The 23513-nt window shown below is 62.6% G+C and carries 13 protein-coding genes; 7 read left to right on the top strand and 6 right to left on the bottom strand.

Annotated features, from left to right (window positions below):
• Positions 1-5 precede the first annotated feature (5 nt).
• Both KBB96_RS20650 and KBB96_RS20645 read right to left on the bottom strand, forming a co-directional pair.
• Positions 6-263: a YMGG-like glycine zipper-containing protein gene (locus KBB96_RS20650; RefSeq protein ID WP_211631390.1), complete on the bottom strand. Its 258-nt coding sequence runs from the start codon at positions 261-263 to the stop codon at positions 6-8.
• A gap of 100 nt (positions 264-363) precedes the next feature.
• Positions 364-1386, bottom strand: a complete 1023-nt coding sequence (locus KBB96_RS20645) for a quinone-dependent dihydroorotate dehydrogenase (RefSeq protein ID WP_211631389.1) — start codon at positions 1384-1386, stop codon at positions 364-366.
• A 362-nt stretch (positions 1387-1748) separates the two neighbouring features.
• Here KBB96_RS20645 and KBB96_RS20640 point away from each other — a divergent pair, with 362 nt between their 5' ends.
• Positions 1749-2609, top strand: a complete 861-nt coding sequence (locus tag KBB96_RS20640; protein ID WP_211631388.1) for a sigma-70 family RNA polymerase sigma factor — start codon at positions 1749-1751, stop codon at positions 2607-2609.
• A gap of 602 nt (positions 2610-3211) precedes the next feature.
• On the opposite strand, the gene KBB96_RS20635 is transcribed toward KBB96_RS20640, so the two are convergent.
• From KBB96_RS20635 to KBB96_RS20620, 4 genes are all read right to left on the bottom strand, one after another.
• Entirely contained in the window at positions 3212-4744 is a 1533-nt protein-coding gene (locus tag KBB96_RS20635) for an RHS repeat protein (RefSeq protein WP_211631387.1), read from the bottom strand.
• Between the two features lie 455 nt (positions 4745-5199).
• Positions 5200-13443, bottom strand: a complete 8244-nt coding sequence (locus tag KBB96_RS20630) for a glycohydrolase toxin TNT-related protein (protein WP_211631386.1) — start codon at positions 13441-13443, stop codon at positions 5200-5202.
• A gap of 11 nt (positions 13444-13454) precedes the next feature.
• Entirely contained in the window at positions 13455-15116 is a 1662-nt protein-coding gene (locus KBB96_RS20625) for a LamG domain-containing protein (protein WP_211631385.1), read from the bottom strand.
• Entirely contained in the window at positions 15113-16009 is an 897-nt protein-coding gene (locus KBB96_RS20620) for a hypothetical protein (protein ID WP_211631384.1), read from the bottom strand. Before KBB96_RS20620 ends, KBB96_RS20625 begins: the two co-directional genes overlap by 4 nt.
• Positions 16010-16694: 685 nt before the next feature.
• On the opposite strand from KBB96_RS20620, the gene KBB96_RS20615 reads away from it, so the two are divergent.
• From KBB96_RS20615 to KBB96_RS20590, 6 genes are read left to right on the top strand one after another with little or no spacing between them, the layout of a single operon-like run.
• Positions 16695-18122, top strand: a complete 1428-nt coding sequence (locus tag KBB96_RS20615; RefSeq protein ID WP_211631383.1) for an efflux transporter outer membrane subunit — start codon at positions 16695-16697, stop codon at positions 18120-18122.
• Between the two features lie 22 nt (positions 18123-18144).
• Positions 18145-19473, top strand: a complete 1329-nt coding sequence (locus KBB96_RS20610) for an efflux RND transporter periplasmic adaptor subunit (RefSeq protein ID WP_211631382.1) — start codon at positions 18145-18147, stop codon at positions 19471-19473.
• Entirely contained in the window at positions 19470-20207 is a 738-nt protein-coding gene (locus KBB96_RS20605) for an ABC transporter ATP-binding protein (RefSeq protein WP_211631381.1), read from the top strand. The genes KBB96_RS20610 and KBB96_RS20605 overlap by 4 nt, the downstream gene beginning before the upstream one ends.
• Positions 20204-21421: an ABC transporter permease gene (locus KBB96_RS20600; protein WP_211631380.1), complete on the top strand. Its 1218-nt coding sequence runs from the start codon at positions 20204-20206 to the stop codon at positions 21419-21421. The genes KBB96_RS20605 and KBB96_RS20600 overlap by 4 nt, the downstream gene beginning before the upstream one ends.
• A gap of 11 nt (positions 21422-21432) precedes the next feature.
• The gene (locus KBB96_RS20595) at positions 21433-22083 is read left to right on the top strand and encodes a response regulator transcription factor (RefSeq protein ID WP_226373599.1); all 651 of its coding nucleotides are present in this window, start codon (positions 21433-21435) and stop codon (positions 22081-22083) included.
• Complete coding sequence (locus KBB96_RS20590) at positions 22080-23492, top strand: sensor histidine kinase (protein WP_211631378.1); 1413 nt, start codon at positions 22080-22082, stop codon at positions 23490-23492. Before KBB96_RS20595 ends, KBB96_RS20590 begins: the two co-directional genes overlap by 4 nt.
• Positions 23493-23513 lie beyond the last annotated feature (21 nt).

The raw sequence follows: 23513 nt of genomic DNA, 5'->3' as shown, positions 1-23513 counted from the left end.
TCGGATTAGTAGCCGCCGTAGTAGCGGCGGTCTTCCTGGTCGCGGGCGTTGCCGTAGGCACCGCCGATAAGCGCGCCGGAACCGGCACCGATGGCGGCACCTTCGAGGGTGCGGCCGGACTGGTGGCCGATGATGGCACCCGCACCCGCGCCGAGAAGCGCGCCGGTGGCGGCACCACGCTGGGTGTTCGGGCCGGCGTCAGCGCAGCTCGAGAGAGCCATGGCAGCGATGACGGCGGGAGTGCAAAGCAGGATCTTTTTCATGATGGGATTCGGTTGGTTGGACATCATTACCGTTAGACGTATTGCGGAAGTCCTCAAGGGAAATTCTTTCTACGCCTTCTGTCCTTCTGACGATAACCGATCAAAGATTCTTCACCAATTCTTTCACGAGTTCCGGTCCGCGGAAAATGAACGAGCTGTAGATCTGCACCAGCGAGGCTCCCGCGCGCAATTTCGCCCGGGCATCCTCCACCGTGGAAATGCCACCCACCCCGATGATCGGGATGCGGCCGCCCAGTTCCGAAGCGAAGGCCGCGATCACTTCCGTGCTGCGTGTGGTCAAGGGCTTGCCGGAAAGGCCACCCGCCTCGCTGGCACGCGGATGCCCCTGCACCAGCGAGCGGTCGAGCGTGGTATTGGTGGCGATCAAGCCGTCCAAGCCACCCTCGCGGAACACCCGCGCCAATCCCTGGATGTGCGCAGGCTCCAGATCCGGTGCCACCTTGAACAACAGCGGCACCTTCCTGCCGTGCTGGATGGACAGCTTCTCCTGCTCCTTCTTCAAGGTCTCCAGCAACCGGGCCGACGCCTCCTCACCCTGCAAGTCGCGCAGGCCCGGGGTATTCGGCGAGGACAAATTCACCACGATGTAATCCGCCACCGCATACGCCGCCTTGAGACAAGCCAGGTAATCATCCGCCGCGTTCTCGTTCGGCGTGTCCTTGTTCTTTCCGATGTTGAAACCGATCACGCCGTGGAAATTCCGGGTTCCGCGCACGTTGGCGACCCCCGCCTCGATTCCCGGATTATTGAAGCCCATCCGATTGATGATCGCCTCATGGGAAATCAGGCGGAACAAACGCGGCTTCGGATTTCCCGGTTGTGGACGCGGCGTGATGGTGCCGATTTCCACGAACCCGAAACCCAGCCGCCCGAGCGCATCGATCGTATTCCCCTCCTTGTCGAGGCCCGCCGCGAGGCCCAACCGGTTCGGAAATCTCAGCCCCATCACCTCCACTGGCGTCGCGAACTCATCGGACGGGAATGCAAGTTGCAACAATCCGGAGCCTTCCGCAAGGCGTAGGGCTTTCAGGCTGAGATGGTGCGCGGTCTCGGCATCAAGACGGAAAAGCAGCGGGCGGAGCAGGGAGTAGGCGTCGAACACGGAAAAAGGATGAAAAACCGCGTTGCGCTTGTCGAACCCGGTGTTTTGGCACGCCCCGGAGTTACAACAAATGACGCAGGGAGTTGACAAATTGGCGCACTTTGCACGGCAAGTTGTCACTTGCACGATACCATGCCAACAAATTGTCAAACGGTTTTATTGAAAATGAGTGACTTGCGAACCCAACTGTTGGGGGCACGGGGCGTGCTGGAGGTTTGGCATCGATCAAACCATCGCCGCGAAGCGACCTGCATAGTCAGTCAATCGTGCATACGGAGTGGTCACAGAAGAAATCCGGAAGATTTTTAGAATAATTCCAATCTCCCGGGCGTTGTACCTATAACACCTCACATTCCACGACCATGGCCTACGAATCAGATAGCAGCCTGAAGCTTTACCTGAGGGAGATTTCCAAGACGCCGCTACTGACGCCTGAAGAAGAGATCCAGCTGGCGAAGCGCATCAAGAAGGGGGACAAGGAAGCCCGGTCCCACATGATCCGCGCGAACCTCCGCCTGGTGGTGAAGATCGCCCAGGATTACGCGGGTTACGGCCTGCCGATCTCCGACCTCATTTCCGAAGGCAACATCGGCCTGATGAAGGCCGTGGAGCGCTTCGACCCGAAGAAGGGTGGCAAGCTCTCGACCTACGCCGCATGGTGGATCAAGCAATCCATCAAGCGCGCGCTGGCCAACCAGTCGAAAACCATCCGCCTGCCCGTCCACATGGTGGACAAGATCGCCAAGATGCGCCGCATCTCCACGATCCTGGCCGAAGCACTGGGCCGCGAGCCCACGGAAGAGGAACTCGCCGACGAAATCGGCCTGCCCCGCCGCAAGCTTGCCATGCTCAAGCAGGCCTCGCAGCGCCCGACCTCGCTGGATGCCCCGATCAACGAGGGCGAAGCCACCGAATACGGTGAAATCATTGGCGACGAACGTGCCGGCAACCCGCTGGAAATGCTCGCCGACAAGAACCTTCACAACCAGCTCGACGGCCTGCTGTCCGTGCTCGACGAGCGCGAACGCAAGATCATCGACGAACGCTTCGGCCTCACCGGCAAGAAGCCTCTCACGCTCGAGGAGGTCGGTCGCCAGTTCGGCGTGACCCGCGAGCGCATCCGCCAGCTCCAGAACTCGGCGCTCAACAAGATGCGCCGGGCCCTTCGCAAGAAGGAAAAGCCGATGCCGAAGCCCCTCGGGGCCACCCCGGCGGAAGCCTGAGAGCCTTACGATTCATGTGTGTGTCAAAGGCCGTCGCGGAAGCCAATCCGCGGCGGCCTTGTCATTTCCTGATTCAACGGGAAGAGAAGGTGGCTTAACCTCCCTTCCCCTCTTCAATCAGTATGATCAATGCAATACCTTGGGGGGTTTTGCAAAATCACCCTGAAAGCCAAAATCGGCACTTGGAATTCCAAGGCCGAAGGTAGTCTCCCGACCTCCACGACCGCAATCAAGAGGCTGCGGAACAAGAATCTCCGACCGGGCAGAGAAGCGGAGAAGGAATGGCGTCAGGAAAATGGAAGCCCCATCGGACAGGTCGGCCCTTGCAGGGAAAGACTTCAGTCAGCTACCTCAGTCAGCTTCCATCCAACAACATCATCGGACGAGTCGCGCTTCTCATTCGTTTCGGAAAAGTCGTGTGGCTGAAAGATGCTCTGGAACACGGCTCCGGTTGGCGGAGACAGATCATGGAGTGGGTGGACCTTGGTTTGGAGCGTTCGGAATGGTAAGACCGCAAGCCGTCACAGGCCACTGCGCACGAGAAGCTCCGATCCGACCTTGGCATGGAAGCCGAGTGGCACGTTCACTGCGGTTGGTTGCCACTATTTGTCAGACCTGAACTTTTCCGGGGTTTTCCCAGTTGCCTTACCCCCAACCCAATCGAGCCCCTCTCCCAGGGCTTTTTGCATTTGTCCGACCTTCTCGCCAAACAAGCCAAGAACATGTAAAATTGGATCCTCTCCCTGGGGGGTCTCTCCTCTGAACATTCTCAATCCTTCAGGATCGAACATCGTCCACGGGTTTTGGCTTACATACGTGTAGACATTGGGACCGTCCACGATGCCTGCCGGATCGCGGGTCAGGAAGATGCCGAACTCAAGGTCGCGGTAGCGGAAGCCTTCGTTGAGGAGGCCGGTGGGGTCCTCGTCCTTGGTGTTGGCCTTCTGGCGGTCCTCCGTCGTGCCCTGTTCCTGGGTGCGGGTGCCGAAAGCTTCGTAGCTCGATTGCCAGGTGATCACCCCGGAGGTGTCCGTCTGGCTGACAACGTCGCCGCGTGAGTTATAGGCGTTGTAGCTGCGCGTGCCGCCGTTTCGGATCGTGTAGAGCACGCCGCCGATGCCGCCGCCCCAGTCGCTGCCGCGGATGAGCTCCACCACCGGCGTGCCAGTGCCGCTGGTGTATTCCTGCACCGACAGGCCGCCCGAGAAGGAAAGCTCGGTGCTCGCGCCGCCCGCCGAACTCTCATCGCGGCCGACACGACGGCTGCGGTGGTCATAGCTGTAGGAGAATGTGCCTTTGACATTGTCCGTCAACGTGACAAGGCGGTTGTCAAAATCGTAGCCGTAGCTTTGGACGGTGGTGGTCCCGACCTTCTTCTCCGAGCGGTTGCCATTGGAGTCGTAGAGGAAGGTGGTGGCGGCCGAGCCCTTGGTGACGCTCTTGAGCTGGTTGCTGTTGTAGCCGTCCGAGGTGGTGCCGTAGGCGGAGGTCCAGGTGCCGGGATCGCCGCCGCCGGTGACGACCTTCTGGGTGCGGTTGTTCGCCGCATCGTGGGCGTAGCCGGTGGTGACGGTGCCGCTGCCGGTGGTGGCCGCGACCTCGCTGGTGAGGCGATGGGCGTGGTCGTAGCTGTTGGTGACGGTGCGGCCGCTGATCGAGCCGTAGGACTCGACGATCCTGAGCACGTTGCCCGTGCCATCATACCCCGTCGGCCAGCCGCCCGGCGACTGCGAGTAGTCGAACCGCGACACCAGCCCGCCCGCGGCGGTGCGGGTGTCCTCGCCGAGCTTGCGGTTGAGCGCATCGTAGGTGGACCGGTTCTCCGTGCCATTGGGCAGGACCTTGCGGGTGACGTTGCCGCCGAGATCGTAGAAGTAGCTGGTGACGCTGCCGGTGGCAGCGGAGGCGTTCGCCTTCTCGGTGCAGGTCAAGAGCCGGTTGAGCTTGTCATAGGTGCTGGCGAGAAAGCGTCCGCTGGCGGCGTAGGTGGTGGTGCGGCGGTTGCCGGACTTGTCGTAGGTGTGGACATGCGTCGCCCCGGCGGAGGCAGAAAAACCGCTCCACAGAAACAGCAGGCAGATCAGGAAAATGGAGGCCGCACGGGGCAAAGCGGTGCGATGCTTCCAGATTGGCACTTGCGGGAAAAGACCTCAGTCAGCTTTCATCCCGGAACATCGTCGGACGAGTCGCGTTCCTCATCCGCTTCCGAAAACCTGCATGGCTGAAAGACGCTCTGGAATGCGGGCTTGGTTGGCGGCGACAGCTCATGGAGTGGGTGGACCTTGGGTTGGAGCGTTCGGAATGATAAGACCGCAAGCCGTCACGGGCCGCTGCGCACGAGAAGCTCGATCCGATTTTGGCATGGAATCCGAGTGGCACGTTCACTGCGGTTGGTTGCCACTATTCGGTTGGTTGCCACTATTCTCCTTAGACATCTTTATAGCATCTAACTTTGCCGCTTCTAACAAAGTTTCAGGATCTAGACCTTGCCGCTCTACACTCCTGCCTGCCGAATCATGGCCTGTCACTTTGTAGACATTCGCGGAAGTTTCTTGGACCTCAAAAATCCAGTCTGGTAGCTCTTTAAATTTCATTCCGTTGTTTCCCTCAAAATCTCTCTTTTTAGCAATGTTTTAAGATTCACAGGCGATACCATTTGGGTTCCGCCTCCCATCTGACCAAAAGCTGGAGCAACCCGTCCCGATTGGACAGGAAACGGCTTCATCACTTCAAATGTCCGTAGCTGCTGCCCCGCCGTTCCAGGAGGCAATGCGCGGCCATAATCGGGAGTTCCTTGTGGCGAGAAGAATCTCGACCAATCCCCCCCACCATACCTATCGATTTTCTGGCCTTTGGTTAGGAAAGTTTGTGTCGTCTCCCCTGCAAAGCCATTGTTGTCAGGAAAATACTTGATAAGGGAGGTGGACGTTGTTCCTTCTTTCGCGGCATAGGAGGGGACAAAATCATCAATGCTCAGCGTTCCGCCACCAGTGGTGGTGGGAATTTCGCCCGCAAGCGTAATCGAACCTTTAGCTGTCTCCTTGGCCGTGGGAGCCAAAGTTTCGATGGTGGGCGCCACCTCATCGAGCATGCTAAAACCCTTAAGATACTTCCCGATGCCAAAGGTTGCAGCCGTGATTAACCCATTTGCCGTTTGCTGTTCGGGCGTAGCCCCCAAAGTCGACAAGGCCGTTTCCGCGGATTGCTGATATTGCCCTCCTACAAACTCCCGGCCAGCACGACCTAAAGTGTCGCAGCTTTTCACAGTTCCGGTTACCGCATTGATGGTCTTGTCGCCAAAGCGTTTATTGGCCTCCATGCCGGCCATTCCGAAGTTAGCCAATTCAACCAATGAATTAACCGCATCATGGGTATATTCACCGACGCCATTTAGCGTATTCATAAAGCTCTCCCCGGTTTTTCGCCAATCAAACAACCCTTCGGGATCGAACTTGGTCCACGGATTCTGTCTTACATAGGTGTAGACGTTCGGCCCGTCCACGAAGCCCGCGGGGTCTCGAGTCAGGAAGATGCCGAACTCAAGGTCGCGGTAGCGGAAGCCTTCGTTGAGGAGGCCGGTGGGGTCCTCGTCCTTGGTGTTGGCCTTCTGGCGGTCCTCCGTCGTGCCTTGTTCCTGGGTGCGGGTGCCGAAAGCTTCGTAGCTCGATTGCCAGGTGATCACCCCGGAGGTGTCCGTCTGGCTGACAACGTCGCCGCGTGAGTTGTAGGCGTTGTAGCTGCGAGTGCCGCCGTTTCGGATCGTGTAGAGCACACCGCCGATGCCGCCGCCCCAGTCACTGCCACGGATCAGCTCGACCACCGGCGTGCCGGTGCCGCTGGTGTATTCCTGCACCGACAGGCCGCCGGAGAAGGAAAGCTCGGTGCTCGCGCCGCCCGCCGAGCTTTCATCACGGCCGACACGACGGCTGCGGTGGTCGTAGCTGTAAGCGAAGCTTCCTTTGACGTTGTCCGTCAGCGTGACGAGGCGGTTGTCGTAATCGTAGCCGTAGCTCTGGACGGTGGTGGTCCCGACCTTCTTCTCCGAGCGGTTGCCATTGGAGTCGTAGAGGAAGGTGGTGGTGGCGGAGCCCTTGGTAACGCTCTTGAGCTGGTTGCTGTTGTAACCGTCCGAGAGGGTGCCGTAGGCGGAAGTCCAGGTGCCGGGGCTGCTGCCGCCGGTGACGACCTTCTGGGTGCGGTTGTTCGCCGCATCGTAGGCGTAGCCGGTGGTGACGGTGCCGCTGCCGGTGGTGGCCGCGACCTCGCTGGTGAGGCGATGGGCGTGGTCGTAGCTGTTGGTGACGGTGCGGCCGCTGATCGAGCCGTAGGACTCGACGATCCTGAGCACATTGCCCGTGCCATCGTAGCCCGTCGGCCAGCCGCCCGGCGACTGCGAGTAGTCGAAGCGCGATACCAGCCCGCCCGCGGCGGTGCGGGTGTCCTCGCCGAGCTTGCGGTTGAGCGCGTCGAACGTGGACCGGTTCTCCGTGCCGTTGGGCAGGACCTTGCGGGTGACATTGCCGCCGAGGTCGTAGAAGTAGCTGGTGACGCTGCCGGTGGCAGCGGAGGCGTTCGCCTTCTCGGTGCAGGTCAAGAGCCTGTTGAGCTTGTCATAGGTGCTGGCGAGGAAGCGTCCGCTGGAGGCGTAGGTGGTGGTGCGGCGGTTGCCGGACTTGTCGTAGCTGTGGACATGCGTCGCCCCGGCGGAGGTTTCCTGGGTCAGCCGGTTGAGCTTGTCGAAGACCTGCGAAACCCCTCTCAAGGTCTTGCGGGCGGTGGTTTCATTCGGATACGAGACCTCCAGTAGATTCCCCGCGAGATCGTATCCGAGGTGGCGGTTGTCCGCGGAGGCACCGCTGTAGAGCACGTCCTGCAGTCGATGCAGGGCATCGTATTGGAAAGTGACGGTCTGGTTCTTCGGATCGGTGCGAGTGAGCTGGACCACGCCATCGAACGTGGCCTGCTCCGCCCTCTCGACTCCGGTGCCCTCGTCCCACAGGGTGCGGGTCTTCCGGCCCAGGCCATCGTAGCGGAAGCCGGTGGCATGCCCTTCGCCGTCCGTGACCTTCACCAGATGCCCGGCATCGTCGTAGGCGTTGCGGACGGTGATGTCTCCGGTAGCCGGACTTGCGGGATCGGCGGAGGGAGCGCCGGTATCGGGATTGGTGGCGGTGGTGACGAGACGGTTGAGCGTGTCGTAGGTGTTGCGCGTGTGGTTGCCGTTGCCATCGGTCACATCCAGCGCGTTGCCCGCGGCATCGTAGCTGGTGCGGGTGGCGATGTCATGGGTCCCGGGGCTGGCGGGATTGGTGGAGGGATTGCCGCTGACCGGATTGACGAGCACGGCGGTGACGCGGTTGGCCCGGTCACGGAACGTGCGCGTGATGTGGTTGCGCGCGTCCGTGGCGGAGGTGACGTTGCCGACGCCGTCATATGCCGTACGGAGCACCGGAGTGACAAAGGAGGTCGATACCGGCTGGCCGGCGGTGATTTCCGTCGCCGTGACCGAGGGCAGGCGCTCCAGCGTTTTGCGGTTGCGGGCGTCGTACTCGAACTCGTGGCGGTAGCCGAGAGGATCGAGCGTGACGGTGACATTGCCGTTCTTGTCATACGCCGTCTGCGTGCGCGGCGAGCCTGCGAGCGGATCGGTGGGGTTCGCCCGGTTCACCACTCCGGTGACGGGATCGGGCTGCCAAACGGTAACGGCACGGCCCGCTCCGTCGTAATCGGTTTCCGATTCGCGGTTGAGCGGGTCGATGGTTTTCCACACCAGGCCGGTGCTGGAATACACGGTCTGTTTCGTCGCGGCGAGGGCGGTTCCGAACGCATCGGTCACGCTGGTGGCGCGCTGGAGTCCGTCCATCACGGACCGGGTCACCTTGCCCCGGTCATCGGTGGAGGTGGTGTCGAGCGCTTCCTTGGCCCCGGAGAGCGCCCCATAGGCGGTGACCGCCACGGCCACGGAACCGGTTTCATAGACGGTCTCCGTGCGCAGCGGGCGGTAGAGCGCATCGTAGCTCGCGTAGGTCACCACGTCCGCGGTGCCGGTGGCGGTGAGCACGGCGGCGTGCTGGATCGCCACGGTGGGCTTGAACCCGGAGGAATTGAAGGCGCTGCCGCCGGGATTGCCCTTCACCGTGCCGCCTTCCGGCAGCGCCAGGCCGGTGTCGGTGTAGCGGAACTCGGTGTGGGTCCGGCTGGTCGAGGCGGCGGCCTGCGAGGTGTAGGCTCCCAACGCGTCCCCGGAAGATTCCGCCGCATCCGCCTCCGCGATGGTGAAGCCGCCGAAGACGTGCACGGGCCGCTGGATCGCATCGTAGAACGTGCGGGTCACGATGCCGCGCGGATCGGTCTTGCGGATCGCGTTGCCCACGGCATCGTATGCGACCCGCGAGACGAGATCGTCGCCGGTGGCGCTGCCCTTGGTATCCTCGTTGACCACTCCCCGGAAATCCAGCGTGGGCAGGCCCAGGCCGTCCATGTCCCGGATCGTCGCGATGCGGCGGTTCAGCGCATCGTAGTGGTGGATAAGGTAGCGGCCTTCCTCGTCGATTTCCGCGGCCTTGCTGCCGTTCTCGTTGTACCAGATCTTCTTGATCGCGGCGGCGGTGCCGGTGCTGGTGCCCGCCTCCGGGTAGGTGACTTCCGTGAGGCGGTTGAGCTTGTCGTAGGCGAAGCGGGTGCGCTTGCCGCGCGGATCGAGCGTCCAGGTCTTGTTGTTGTTGAAGTCGTAGCCGTGCTCGGTCACGAGCGAGAGACCGCGAGGATCGGTGATTTCCTTCCACACGCGGCCGTTGGCATCGGGAAGGGTGGCGGTTTCCAGGGCAGTCTCCCAAGCCTGTCCGGTCACATTGGAGAATGCCAGTCTTGACGAGCTGGTCTGGAATCCCTGGAAGCGGGCGTTGCCATAGTCGTAGCGCTCCTGCTGGAGCGGCTGGCTGCCGTTCTGCTGGACCGTCTTCGTGCGCCTGCGGCCGAGGCCGTCGACGCTAAACGCGCTCGTCGTGTGATACGGATCATCGGTGTTGTCCATGATCCGGTGGGAACTGCTGTAGGTATAGGTTTCGAGGCGGCCGAGGGCATCAACCTTTGCGGTGGGATCGGCCCACTTCGTCATCGTGGCCGAGGTGGCGGCGAGACCCGCGGGCAATCCGCTGTAGTCGTTGCCGAACTCCCAGGTGGTGACATTGCCGGAGAAGTCCGTCGCCTTCTTCAGGGCCAGACCCGCGGCGGGCTCATACTCGTAGGTCTCCGTGCCGAGGTAGCCGCCCGTTCCCACCGCGCCGCCGTGATGGATCTTCGAGGTGAGGTAGTAGATCATCCACTGGGCGCTCACGGATTTTTCCGAGGAGTCCACGTTCACCACCTCCGCGAGCAGGTTGGAGAACTCATAGACGGTCTTGCTGCCGATGGCATCGGTCACGGTAGTGACCGGCATCTCGGGGAAGCTCACCGTGGGTCCGAAGAGGGTCTGCCCCTGGATCGCGAAGGTGGTCGTGCCCATGCCCGCGGGCCGCACGACAGAGGTGACGCGGCGCGGCTGGCCGTACATCGTCTTCCACTGGCCGTGGCCGGAGTCGTTGCGCTTGGAGATCTCCGTCTCCACGTAGGCGCGCACGTCCGCGGGCAACTGCCCGAGATCGACCGCCGCGCGCGTGCCGTTGACGCTGGAATCCCAGTACTGCTTCGACTGGTCGAAGCCGTAGTTGAAAACGTGGGTGTTCGGGCTGCCGGCGAGCGGGGTGATCCTGTCGGTGAGCGACCTGAGGTTGGTGTGGAAGTGACGGGTGACCCGCGGGTTCACGGGATCGGTGTTGTCGACCTCCTGCTCGTAGACACTTTGCCAGGTGTAGTAGACGACCGTGCCGTCGGCGAAATGGACCTCCGTCAGCTTCGACGCCCCGGCGGTCATGCCATCGTGGGAATACTCGCTATTGTTGGTCGCGTATTCGAAGCTGGTGGTGTTGCCGCGGCTGTCGGTGATCGAGGTGACGCGGCGGGAATCGGGGCTGCGGCCGATGACGAGGAACTGGCCCTCGCGGTCCGGCGAGCTGATCTGCCGCGGAATGAGCGCGACCTCGTTGGGCACGCCGGGCCCGTTGTCGTAGTCGTAGCGAAGGCGGACGCCGAAGCGGTCCCGCGCTTCCGAAAGCCGCCAGTAGGTGTGGCGGCGGATCTTGGTCGAGCCCTCCAGCCGGTCGGTCGAATACATGAACCAGGCCTTGCTGGGCGTGAACGTCAGCGTGCTGCCGAATTTCTTTTGGAGCGTGAAGTTGTTTCCGGCGCGGGTGAGCGTGTTGAGATAGGTCTTCTTGTCGACGCGGGCGGACGGCCACGGGAAGAAGCTGCCGAAATCCATGGTCCCGAACCGCTGGGACCGCCCGGACTCGTCGACCACGTTCACCGTCACCGGCTCGTGGGTGTCGTCGCCGAGGGTTTCCACCACCTCGACATAGGAGCAGAGGTTCGACGACCAGCCAACCCCGAAGGGCAGGTCGAGGCGCTCGTTCGGCCGGAGGCCGGAGCGGCTGGAAAAGCCGGTTTCCTCGGTGCTGGCCGTCACCTGGAGCGCGAGGTCGGAAGCTCCGAGCGGCGTGTAGTGGTAGCTGGTGTCGTGGTGCAGGCCGAGGTTGAAGGCATCGACGTAGGTTTCCTCCTCCGGCTGGTCGCTCTCCGCCTCCTGCTGGGGCTTTTCGTCGGGGATCGGACGGCCGTTGAGAGCGACCTTGCGGTACTTCGGTCCCACCGCATCGCCGCCGCCGTAGCTGGTGGCGAACGAGTAGTTGTCGAGGGGCACCAGCCAGGCGCTCGGTGCCGCGGCCCCCGAAAACACGGGATTGATCGGCCCGTCGTGACGCTCGATGTGAGTGCCGTTGGGTCCCGAGTCATTGTGTACACCCAGGATCTGGTTCAAATCGCAGAGAATGAACGGAGCGTTTCCAACGTCCACCCGTGCGGTGTAGTGGTAGTCGTGGTCCTTGACCGGAGTGGCCGCGCTGCCGACGGTCGCGGCACTTGTCACAAGGATCTCCTGGATTTCGGCCTTGGGCGAAATCTTCTTCACCGGCGACATGGTGGTTCGGGACGGTGCCAGTGCTTTGATCTTCCCCACCTTGAGCTGCCAGATCTCAGTATTCCAATAGGCCCCTTTCGCGCCCAGGGTCTGATCGCCGTTTGCTGCCGGCGCGGGGTCCAGTCCGACCGCGATTTTGACGACACCATCACCGCCGTCGCTCTTGACCATCGTGTTGAGGTCGCCGATCGGCGAGTAGTCCCCCAGCGAGGTGTCTCCGTAGTAGTCCGCCGGGTTGAGGGGCTTGTCGGTGCTGTCGGAGGGGTCCGATCCGGCGGAAGCCTCGTCCTTGTCGCTGATGCCGTCGCCGTCGGTATCCGCGTTGTTCGGATCGGTGCCGTAGAGGCATTCGAGGTCGTTGGACAGGCCGTCGCCGTCGTAGTCGCCTTCGATGACGCCCGTGGTCGCGGGGTTGTCGTGGACGGGCTTCGCCGCATTGTTCGGATCGACGTTACTGGAATGGTAGTACTTCGCCTCCCACAGATCGTCGAACAAATCGCCGTCGGTGTCGGGATTGTTGCGGTTGGTGGCGCCGAAGGTCCTGGTCACGCCGTTGAACACCGCCTGGCCCGCCGCCTCCTCGGCGTTGGTCAGCCCGTCCTTGTCCACGTCGGGATCGTAGTGGAGGGGATCGGTGCCATTCGCCGCTTCGTCGCGGTCGGACATGCCGTCGCCATCGGTGTCGCGGTTGGTCACGGCAACGAAATCCGGAACCACGCTTGGATCGGGATTCGAAGTGGTGAATGTCGCCCCGTTGGTGATGAAGAAGCGGTCCACCGAGAAATTGTAAGAGGAAGCGGTGACCACATTGTTGATCCGAACCCCTCCGATCCGCCCGTCGAAGGTGTCCACATTGCTCGTCGGCCCGGGCAGTTGGGTGTAGGTGACCCCGGTGGTGACAAATGCCAGCCCACTGCCGTTGACAAAGCAGGTGCGGGTGGTCGCCGATGGGTTTTGCGCCGACGCCCGGACCGCAAATTCATTCCAGGTTTGGAGATTGACCGTCGGCGGAATGACCCATTGCCCCGACAGGTTGCCGCCATCGTCGCGAATCCGGAGCAGGTTCTGGGTCTGGGCGGGACTTCCAACGGAAACGGCGAGCAGTTCGATCCTGAACTGGTCCGAGAGATTCGTCACCCCGTTCGCATAGGCGCTGAACACCGGCAGCACGTCTCCCCCGGTGGTCAGGCTGCTGTTGAGCTTGAGAGCGAAGCCCACGGTCCACACGTGGTTTTTGATCGGAAGCGCCGCCGCTCCCAACTGGACCAGTTGGACCTGTTTGTTCGGCCCCAGGTTGATCGACTTGCCGGAGAATCCGCCCGTTTCATTCCAAATGCCCGTGGTGTTCTGGATCCACGACGGCCCCACCTTGGGAACCAGCTTCGAAACGGTGGGAGCGACCCGGCTGGCAAACCCATTGCTATAGGATTCGAAATCCCAGAATCCCCCTGTGATCTTGGCTTTGGTCGCTGCCGGAATGCCGCCCCAGTCGGGATCGGCCGTGAACTGGTTGACGAGCGGATCGGTCCCGGCGGTGACCTCCGCACCATCGGAGATGCCGTCGCCATCGGTGTCGGCCTTGTGGGGATCGGTGCCGCGCGTCGCCTCGTCGGCGTCCGACAGGCCGTCGCGGTCGGAATCGACGGTCACGGTGATCGTCCCGCTGGTGGTCGCGCCGCCCGCACGGCCCTCGATGGTCGCGGTTTCCGCGAACAGCGGCTGGACGAGAGCGAGAAAAAGGAGAAGGTGATGGTTCGACATCGGGGGGGAAATCAGTCGGCTTTGAAATAGACGGAGACCTTGCCGAGGGCATCGGTCCTGAGCGTGAGGGAGGTGGCGGACACGCTCCCATCGGGAGACTCGATCCCCCCGATCAATTCGAGGTGGCTGAGATCGACGGGCGCGTTCGCGAGCGGCGTGCCGCTCCGGGTCACGAGGAAGACCAGCGGGTTGCGCGTCCTTTCTCCCTTGTAGATCGTCTGGCCACCACCGGACGCCAGGGTGATGACCGGAGGCTGGCCGTTGTACCAGTCGTTCGGATCGGAGCCATTCTCGAATTCGTGGCGGTTGTCGGTGCCGTCGCCATCGAGATCGTCGCCACCGCCCGCCAGCGTGGCGAGGTTGCCAAACAACGACAGCTCGTAGTTGTCGGGCAGCCCGTCGCGATCCAGGTCGCCGGGGCCGGAAAGCTCCGCGAGGGAGGACGAGGGAAGAACCGTTGAATACACCCGCACTTCGTCGAGCGAACCCGTGAAGGCCTGCGCCGACACGTAGGAGGAGACGGTCTGATGCCGCTGCCCGAGCACGAGGCTCTCCACCGAAAGAGTGCCCAGCGAAACCGTCTGAGGACTGCCGAACGAGGCCCCGTCGAGGAACAGCGCCGCCTTTCCCGTGACGACGTTGCGGGTGAGAACGACGTGATGCCACAGGCCGTTGGCCAGACTCCGGCCCACCGGCCAGTTCACGGAACTCCCGCCACCGGTGTAAAACCGGAGGGTGGAACCATTCTCAAGGGTGACTGCCAGCTCCGAAGCCTGCGAGGTCCGGGCGGCACTCAGCAACGCCTGGCTGGCAGGAAAAGCACTCGTCTTGAACCAGAGACTGACGGTCAGGTCGCCCGCCCCATTCAGAACGGACGCCGAAAGCTGCACCGCATCGCTACCGCCATGCAGTTGAACCGCGCCTCCGGCAATCCCTCCGGTCGTCTGCCATGCCGCTGTGGCCGCAAGGGTGCCGTTCTTGTTTTCTCCGCTGCTGTCCTTCGCTTGCGTTCCGGAGGTCTCGTCAAACTTCAGCCACACCTTCTGGTCCAACGAAAGCCGGTCGCCGTAGCCATCGCCATCGGTGTCCTTCTGCCAGCCGTTCAAGCCACGCTGGTATTCCACGAGGTTGGATACCCCGTCCCCATCAAAATCGTCTCCCGGATCAATGTCTTCCAAGGTCAATGAGCCCGGATCGGCGCTTTGCCCGATGAGCGTGCGCTCCCACTGATCCGAGATCCCATCGCCATCGGTGTCCTCGTATCCATCTGGATTGCCATCTTCAGCGGTGCTGAATTTAAGCGGGTCGGTTCCATAGACGGTCAACTCGTCCCAGTTGCTGATGCCGTCGTTGTCGAAGTCGGCGTTGCGCGGGTCGAGGGTCGGGTGCTCCCGGACCTTGAGCCGCACGAAGTATTTCGGCAACGGCAGGTTGCCGCCGTCCAGCGGGGTCATGTCCAGGGGATCGTGGACCACTCCCTGATCCACTTCCGGGAAGTAAAACCAATCGACGAGATTGGTGGAGTATTGGGCGAAATAGGTCCTGCCTTCCTCGCCCTCCCAATCGAAGCGGTAGCTGCTTTCTCCAAGCGGGATGAAAGTGGTCTTTGGGGGCTCCGCCGCACGCAACGGAGCAAGAGGAAGCAACACGGTGATCATCCAACGCGGTTTCATTGCCCACCTCCTTCGACAGCTTTGGTTTCCGGCCGTTGACCGCGCCAATAGTGGATCATTACGTCCTTCGGTTTGGGTGGATGTGCCCGCAGGTAGGCTTCCTTCTCCTTGTTCGCCTGCTCGCGGGCGAGGTACGCCTCTTCCATGCGGATGCCTTCCACTGCCGAGAGCGCGTGGAGATCGCGGATCAACTGCACTTTTTGTGCATCGGCGGCATCGCCCTTGGTGACGGCGAAATCCTGGCCATCGGGAATCACCGGCAAATCGGGAGGAACGAACTCCACGCCCTTCGCGCGCGCAAGTTGCTCCAGCCTGCCGGTGTCTTCAGACCCCAGCCCCATCACCAAGGCATACCGGCGCTCCCCGACCTTGAACTCCCCGAATCCTCCGAAATGCAGCATGTTGAGGCGACTCACACAAGACATCTGCTCCCCATCCACCCACCAGTTGATCCGGCTGACTTTCTCCTGCACATACCAGGTTGCCGCAACTATCGCGATCACGGGTTGGTCCTGTCCTTGGAAGCGTTCGCGGATTTCCGCAAGCCGGGCCTGAACCGCCGGATCGTTCATATCAACCGGTGGCAACGGTGGCGGCAGATCCGGCAGTCCGGGATTCTCGACCTTCCGGGTGGTCACCGAAATCCTTCCCGCCACCGGCGGCAACCCGGGCAGCGGAGATGCTTCCACCACATCCACCTGCCGGCTGACGGAGTCCTTCACCACGAAATCCGGCGTTTCCGGCCTCGGAGCAGGCGGTGGCGGAGTCCCATCCGCGATGGGGCTGGTGATCGCCGCGGTCGGCTCCATCGGAACGCCCACCTCTTCGGCGGACAGGGAACGGACCGAGGATATGAGAACCGCTGCCGGGAGAATGAGATGCCTTGCTGACATGGAAGGAGGGAACTGGGTGATTAGCAATCCGATCGGATGGAGGTTCACAAGGCGAATCCCATGACTCATGGGAAATTCACCGGTTTATCACGAATTGATCACAATCGGATGGATCAGAAAAAGCCGGTCATTTTCCATAGGGAACGACCGGTTGTTTTTGTTTGTTATTTTATGCGACCACTTGGCGGAGGGTTTGGATTACGGACAGTGAGACTTCACGGGTCGGAGTGGCGGCAAGGTTTCGTGTTCCCTGCTGCCATCCGACGACCACTTCAAGGGAATCTCGTCCACCCAATGGACTGTCGGAGAGTGCGGGCCCGCAAGCTTGTGCATCGGGAAAACGATCATGCGAAGGGCGCGGACGGGTAGGTACTTCCATCGGATTTGTCCCTCCGGAAGTATCGCGTCCGACAAGCGGCCGACATGACCGATCAGTCTGCCATCCTGGTCACGAAGCGGAAACACGATCCGGTTTGCCATCATCCCCTCGGGCAAAATCCGAGTCCGAATTCCTCGATCGTCTCCGGCAGGATTCCAGCCTCCGCGAACCAAGGATGGTCCGGCTTCAGTTCGAAGGTAAGTGGCGGCGTCACGCATTCCCTGGCGGTTGTGACGGGAGGGCTCGAAAAATCCCGCACCTTCACCTTTTCTAAAGGTTCGGTCTGGCACGGTGGTAATCATCATCATGCCGATCCGCTCCCTGCACTCCATCCCGCTGCGGCTTTCCGTCGCGCCCGTGCTTGCCGCATTGGGGCTGACGGCCTGCGTTGATTTTGGAAAACCCGGCACTTCCTCCGTCTCGCTGCCGCAGGAATGGAAAAACGCCGCGGGTTTCAAAGTGGCGGAGCCGTCCCGCGATCTCTCGCGCTGGTGGGGCCGCTTCGGTGATCCGACGCTCACCCGTCTGGTCACCACCTCGCTGGCCAACAATCTCGACGTGGAGACCTCGATGTCCCGCGTCCGCCAAGCCCGCGCCAGCCGCGAGTCCGAGGCCAGCTCGCTCCTCCCCACACTCTCCGGTTCCGCCGGCTCAAGTGCCAACACCACCATGCGTGACAATGCCGCGGACAGCCGCAGCATCAGCTACTCGACCGGCCTGAATGCTTCGTGGGAGGTGGATCTTTTCGGCAAGCGCCGCACTTCCCTCCTCGCCTCCAGCGCCAACATCAATGCGGCGGTGGAGAACCTGCATACGGTTCAGTCCTCGCTGGCTTCGGAAGTGGCTCTCGCCTATCTCGATCTCCGTTCCTCGCAGGCCCGCCTGCAAGTCGTGCGGGACAGCCTCAAGAGCCGCGAGGAAACCTACCAGCTCACCGTCTGGCGCCAGAAGGCCGGCCAGATCGACCAACTCGACCTCCGCCAGGCCGAGACCAGTCTGGAACAGGCCAAGGCCTCCATTCCCTCGCTGGAGCAATCGATCGCCCAGGCGAAAAACCGGCTCGCCCTCCTCGGTGGCCAGACGCCCGGAAGCTTCGATGGCCTGTTGTCCTCAAAAGGACGCGACATCCCCTCTCCGCCCTCCGGCCTCGCCGTCGGCATTCCCGCTGACACCGTGTGCCAGCGCCCGGATGTCCGCTCCGCCGCCTACCAGTGGGTCGCCGCCGTTTACAAGACCCGCGCCGCAAAACTGGAGCGCCTGCCCAACCTGAACCTTTCCGGATCTCTCGGCATCAATGCCGCCACCGTCGGCAAGGTCTTCAATCCACAGACTGCCACCGCAGGCCTCGTCGCCGGTCTTTCCGGCCCGATCTTCGATGCCGGCCGCATCCGCGCCAACATCGAAATCCAAACCGAGGCGGAGGAACAAGCGCTGCTCGCCTATTCTTCCAGTGTGCTCCAGGCCCTCTCGGATGTGGAGGATGCACTGATCGCCTGCCGTCGCTCCGGTGAACGCATCGCCGTGCTGGAGCGCGCCACCGTTTCCGCGCGGGAGGCCTCCATCCTCGCCGGACAACGCTATCGCGCCGGGGTCGTGGACCTCGTCACCGTGCTCGATGCCCAGCGCACCGAGCTCGGTCTTGAAGAAAGCCTGATCTCCGCCCGCACCGACCGCTCCTCCGCCTACGTGCAGCTCTACAAGGCCCTCGGCGGCGGCTGGTCGGCCAACTCCTGATTTCTCCTTCTTTCTCCATCGCATGAAACAAGACGCATCGAACGATCTCTCCACGATCGTGGCCGCAGCCGGCAAGAAAAGCCGCTGGCGCTATGTCATCATCCTCGGCCTGCTGGCCCTCGTTGTCGTGGGTGGCGGTGCATGGTACCGCCATCGTCTGGACGAGCAGAATGCCGGACCGATCTATGTCACCGAGCCGCTCAAGCGCGGCGAGATTTCCCTGGAGGTCACCGCCACCGGCAACCTCGCCCCCACCAACAAGGTCAGCGTCGGCTCGGAGCTTTCCGGCACCGTCGCCGAGGTGCTGGTGGATCGCAACGATGAGGTGAAGAAGGGCCAGGTGGTCGCCAAGTTGGACACCACCAAGCTGATGCAGACCAATGCCAGCATGAAGGCGAACCTCGCCACCGCCCAGGCCCGCGTGGCGCAATCGGACGCCACCGCCAAGGAAAGCGTGGCGAATCTCGGACGCCTGGAGGAACTCCTTCAGCTCAGCGGCGGCAAGACTCCGGCGAAGGCCGAGATGGACACCGCCCGTGCCACCCGCGATCGCGCACAAGCCGATCTCGAAGCCGCGAAAGCTTCCGCACAAGCCTCGGAAGCCGCCGTCCGTTCGAACGAAACCGACCTTTCGAAAGCGGTCATCAAGTCGCCCATCGATGGCATCGTGCTCACCCGCAGCGTGGAGCCGGGGCAGACGGTAGCGGCCTCGTTCACCGCGCCCGAGTTGTTCGTGATCGCGGAGAGCCTGGAGAAGATGGAGCTCCAGGTCGCGGTGGCGGAGGCGGACATCGGTCGCGTCGAAAAAAGCCAGAAGGCCGTGTTCACCGTCGATGCATGGCCGGACCGCAATTTCACCGCCAGCGTGACGATGGTGGCCTACGGTTCCAAGGTGACCAACAACGTCGTCACCTATGACACGGAGCTGGAAGTGCCGAACCCGGACCTCAGCCTGCGCCCCGGCATGACCGCCACGGCGGACATCTCCGTGGCCTCCAGCAAGGACGTGCTCGTCGTGCCGAACACCGCGCTGCGCTTCAACCCGAACAAGGACACGGCCAATCCCGCCGATGCCGGTCCGAAGAAATCCTTCGTCCAGAACCTGATGCCCGGCCCGCCACGCCGTGGATTCAACCAAGGCGGCGGCAAGCGCAACGGTGGCAAGCCCGGCCCGCGTCCTCCCTCCGCTGAGAAGGAGAAGTCCCACGTATGGGTCATGCGCGATGGCAAGCCGGTGGAAGTCACCGTGGAAACCGGTCTCACCGACGGCAGCCGCACCGAAGTCTCGTCTCCCGAACTCAAGGAAGGCGATGCCATCATCATCCGCAGCGAAACCGCCGCCGCTTCATGAGCACCCCCGCCTCCAACGGCAATGGCGCACCGCTGATCGAACTCCGCGGTTTGACCAAGACCTACGGCAAGGGTGATGCCGCGTTCCAGGCACTCAAGGGCATCAACCTTGAAATCCACCAAGGCGAATTCGTGGCCATCATGGGTCACAGCGGCTCGGGGAAGTCCACGCTGATGAACATCCTCGGCTGCCTGGATACGCCCACCACCGGCAACTACCTGTTCCAGGGGATCGCCGTGGAAGGGCTCAATCCGGACCAGCGCTCGTTGCTGCGCCGCCATGCGCTCGGCTTCATCTTCCAGGGCTTCAACCTGCTCGCACGCACGTCCGCATTGGAGAACGTCGAGCTGCCGCTGCTCTATCGCGGCGTCAACCGCAACGAACGCCACGCCCTCGCCCGCAAGGCTCTCGCCAGCGTCGGCCTTCCCACCAAGGAGCGGAACACGCCTGCGGAACTTTCCGGTGGCCAGCAGCAGCGTGTCGCCATCGCCCGCGCGCTGGTCACCGAACCCGGCACGCTGTTCGCGGACGAACCAACCGGCAACCTCGACTCCACCACCACCCACGAGGTGATGGATCTGCTCTGCAAGCTCAACGACGACCTCGGCATCACCGTGCTGATGGTCACCCACGAGGATGACGTGGCTGCCTACGCCAAGCGCGTGGTCCGCGTCGTGGACGGCCTGATCGAATCGGACCACATCAACACTTCCCGCCGCAATCACACGCCGTGATCTGGAATGCATTCATCATCGCCCTGCGCGAAATCCGCCGCAATCTGACGCGCGCCTTCCTCACGGTGCTCGGTGTCATCATCGGTGTGGCGGCTGTCGTCACCATGGTCACGCTCGGACGCGGCGCGACCGAGGCCGTGAAGTCGCAGATCTCCGGGCTAGGCAGCAACCTGCTGGTACTGCGTCCGGGCCAGGGCTTCGGCCCGCGCTCATCCTCCGCCGGTGTACCACTCTTCAGCGAAGGGGACGTCACCCAGATCCGCGCCCAAATCCCGGGTGTGCAATGGATTGCTCCCGTCGGTCAAAAAAACGTCAGCACGGTCCACCTCCAGGCCGCGCGCAATACGAACATCACCGGCACCACCTCCGAATACTTCGAGATCGGAAAGTGGAACCTGGTGAGCGGACGCTTCTTCAATGAGCAGGAGGAACACTCCGGGGCCGCGGTGTGCGTGATCGGACAGACGGTGCGCAGCGCGATCTTCGGCAATGCCGATCCCGTCGGTCAGAAGCTGCGGCTTCAGAATGCATCGGTAGAGGTCATCGGCCTGCTGTCGCCGAAGGGACAAACCGGTTTCGGCCAGGACCAGGACGACACCATCATCATGCCACTGGCCACGCTGCGGCTGCGCCTCACCGGCCGCACCTCGAAGCAGAACATCGACCAGATCATGATCTCGGGAGCCGATGGCACGGACAGCGAGGAACTTGTCGAAGACATCAGTTCGCTCATGCGCGACCGCCGCGGTCTGCAACGGAACGAGGAAAACAACTTCTCGGTGATCGATACCCGCCAGATCGCGGATGCGGTCAGCTCCAGCACCAAGGTGATGACCACGTTGCTCGGCGCGGTCGCGGGCGTGAGCCTGCTCGTCGGTGGCATCGGCATCATGAACATCATGCTCGTGTCCGTCACCGAGCGAACGCGGGAGATCGGCATCCGTCTCGCCATCGGCGCACGGGCGCGCGAGGTCCTGCTCCAGTTCCTGGTGGAGGCGATCACGCTTTCGTCCGTCGGCGGCATCATCGGCATCGCCCTCGCGGCAGGGCTGTGTTCGCTGCTGGCGAAGCTCACACAACTTCCGTTCCTGTTCGATCCCACGATCAACATCATCGCCTTCGCGTTCTCGGCCGCCATTGGTGTCCTTTTTGGATTCATGCCCGCTCGCCGGGCCGCGTCCCTTGACCCGATCGACGCGCTCCGCCACGAATGATCCTTTCCGTCATGCGCCTGCTTCTCATTGAGGACGATCCCCAACTCCTGCGCAGCCTCACCATGGGCCTGCGCGAGGAGAACTACGCGGTCGATACCGCGGTGGACGGCACCGATGGTTTGGCGAAGGCCTCCTCCGCGGAGTACGACTGCGTGATCCTCGATGGCATGCTGCCCGGCCTCGATGGCTGGGAGGTGCTGGAACGCCTGCGTCCGGATCACAAGGTGCCGGTGCTGATGCTGACCGCGCGCGATGGCGTGCCGGACCGCATCCGCGGACTTGATGCGGGCGCGGATGATTATCTGACCAAGCCTTTCGACTTCGACGAGCTGCTTGCACGCCTGCGCGCCTTGATCCGCCGCACCACCGGGCAAACGTCGTGCCGCATCGAAGCAGGTGATGTGGTGCTCGATACCGCCGCACGCACGGTGACCAATGCAGGCGAAGACATTCCGCTCACTGCCCGCGAGTATGCGCTGGTCGAGTATCTGATGCTGCGCCGCGGAGTGGTGGTCAGCCGCTCGGAGCTCTACGACCATCTCTTCGACGAGGACGACGACACGCTTTCCAACCTGCTCGACGTCCACGTCTCCAACGTCCGGAAGAAACTCGGCCACGCCTTCATCTCCACCCGCCGCGGCCACGGCTACTGCATCGAATGAGGCGCGTCGTCCAGTCCGTCCGCTGGCGCCTGCAGATCTGGCACGCGCTGATCCTGCTGGCAGTGATCACCGCGCTGTGCCTGCTGGTGCATCACGTGGCCCAGGAGGAACGCCTGCGCCGCGTGGACCGCGAGTTGCGTTCATTCGACCGCGCGATGTTCCGCTACCTGACCTCGAACCAAGGCCCGATCAGTCCCGAGGTCATCCGCGAGCGCCTGCGGAACCTCAAACCGGAAGGCTCGATGCCGGAAGTGCTCAAGGCACTCTTCCGCGAAGGCGAATCCGGCGAGCCCTATTGCGTGGCGTGGGACGAAAACGGAGTGGAGGTTTTCCGTTCCGCCAATGCACCGGACTCCCTCCAACCGCCGGGTTGCAGCAAGGATGCCTATGAATTCCTCCGCACCGAAAACGGCCGTCGCGAGTGGTTCCGCATGATGGAGAACAACGCCGGCATCGCCATCGGCAAGGAACTCAGCCGCGAGCGGGACGAACTCGCCCGCCTGACGTGGAAGCTGGTGCTGTGCGGCGGCGGCCTGTGGTCGCTCGGGCTCATCGGAGGCTGGTGGCTGGCAGGCCGTGCGATCAAGCCGATCTCGGTGATCGCGGGCACCGCCTCGCGCATCGCCAATGGCAATCTCGCCGAACGCATCGACATCGCGGACACCGACAACGAGCTTGGCCGTCTCAGCCAGGTGCTCAACGAAACCTTCGATCGGCTCCAATCCGCCATCGACCGCCAGAAGCAGTTCATCGCGGATGCGTCCCATGAGCTGCGCACGCCCGTCTCCGTGATCCTCTGCGAAACCCAGCGCGGCCTGAAGCGCGAGCGCGAGCCGCAGGAATACAAGGACATCCTCGATACCTGCCACCTCGCCTCGGACCGGATGCGCACGTTGGTCGAGTCATTGCTCACACTCGCACGACAGGATGGCACCTCCGGCAGCCTTGAAGCGGAAGCATGCGATCTCACGGGTATCACCTCGGAATCCATCGGCCTGCTGAAACCATTGGCGGAAGCCCATTCCATTCATATCGAATCCGATCTTCAACCCACGCGGGTGGAAGGTGATCCGCGTTCGCTGCCCTTGGTCGTGGCGAACCTCGTCTCCAATGCCATCCACCATCAGCCCTCCGGCGGCCGCGTGAAAGTGCGTGTGTTTTCCGAGAACGGGCATGCGGTACTGGAAGTCTCCGACACCGGCCCGGGCATCGCCGCGGACCATCTGCCACATCTCTTCGACCGCTTCTACCGCACCGACAAGGCACGCGGTTCCGCAGGCGGCCACTCCGGCCTGGGCCTCGCGATCGTGAAGGCGATCGTGGACCGTCATCACGGCACCGTGTCCGTGCAGAGTGCGCCGGGACAAGGAGCGGTGTTTACGGTGAGTTTACCGAAAGCCGGTTGTTGAATTCGTGGCGGCGGTTCTCAA

It is taken from the genome of Luteolibacter ambystomatis (assembly GCF_018137965.1).
Lineage (GTDB): Bacteria > Verrucomicrobiota > Verrucomicrobiia > Verrucomicrobiales > Akkermansiaceae > Luteolibacter > Luteolibacter ambystomatis.
This window is presented reverse-complemented; position numbering and strand designations above follow the sequence as displayed.

What these genes read in the sequence shown, in the direction of transcription:
- KBB96_RS20650 (WP_211631390.1), bottom strand. Translation starts at nt 263, where the DNA reads ATGAAAAAGATCCTGCTTTGCACTCCCGCCGTCATCGCTGCCATGGCT.
- KBB96_RS20640 (WP_211631388.1), top strand. Translation starts at nt 1,749, where the DNA reads ATGGCCTACGAATCAGATAGCAGCCTGAAGCTTTACCTGAGGGAGATT.
- KBB96_RS20630 (WP_211631386.1), bottom strand. Translation starts at nt 13,443, where the DNA reads ATGTCGAACCATCACCTTCTCCTTTTTCTCGCTCTCGTCCAGCCGCTG.
- KBB96_RS20625 (WP_211631385.1), bottom strand. Translation starts at nt 15,116, where the DNA reads ATGAAACCGCGTTGGATGATCACCGTGTTGCTTCCTCTTGCTCCGTTG.
- KBB96_RS20620 (WP_211631384.1), bottom strand. Translation starts at nt 16,009, where the DNA reads ATGTCAGCAAGGCATCTCATTCTCCCGGCAGCGGTTCTCATATCCTCG.
- KBB96_RS20615 (WP_211631383.1), top strand. Translation starts at nt 16,695, where the DNA reads ATGCCGATCCGCTCCCTGCACTCCATCCCGCTGCGGCTTTCCGTCGCG.
- KBB96_RS20610 (WP_211631382.1), top strand. Translation starts at nt 18,145, where the DNA reads ATGAAACAAGACGCATCGAACGATCTCTCCACGATCGTGGCCGCAGCC.
- KBB96_RS20605 (WP_211631381.1), top strand. Translation starts at nt 19,470, where the DNA reads ATGAGCACCCCCGCCTCCAACGGCAATGGCGCACCGCTGATCGAACTC.
- KBB96_RS20595 (WP_226373599.1), top strand. Translation starts at nt 21,433, where the DNA reads ATGCGCCTGCTTCTCATTGAGGACGATCCCCAACTCCTGCGCAGCCTC.
- KBB96_RS20590 (WP_211631378.1), top strand. Translation starts at nt 22,080, where the DNA reads ATGAGGCGCGTCGTCCAGTCCGTCCGCTGGCGCCTGCAGATCTGGCAC.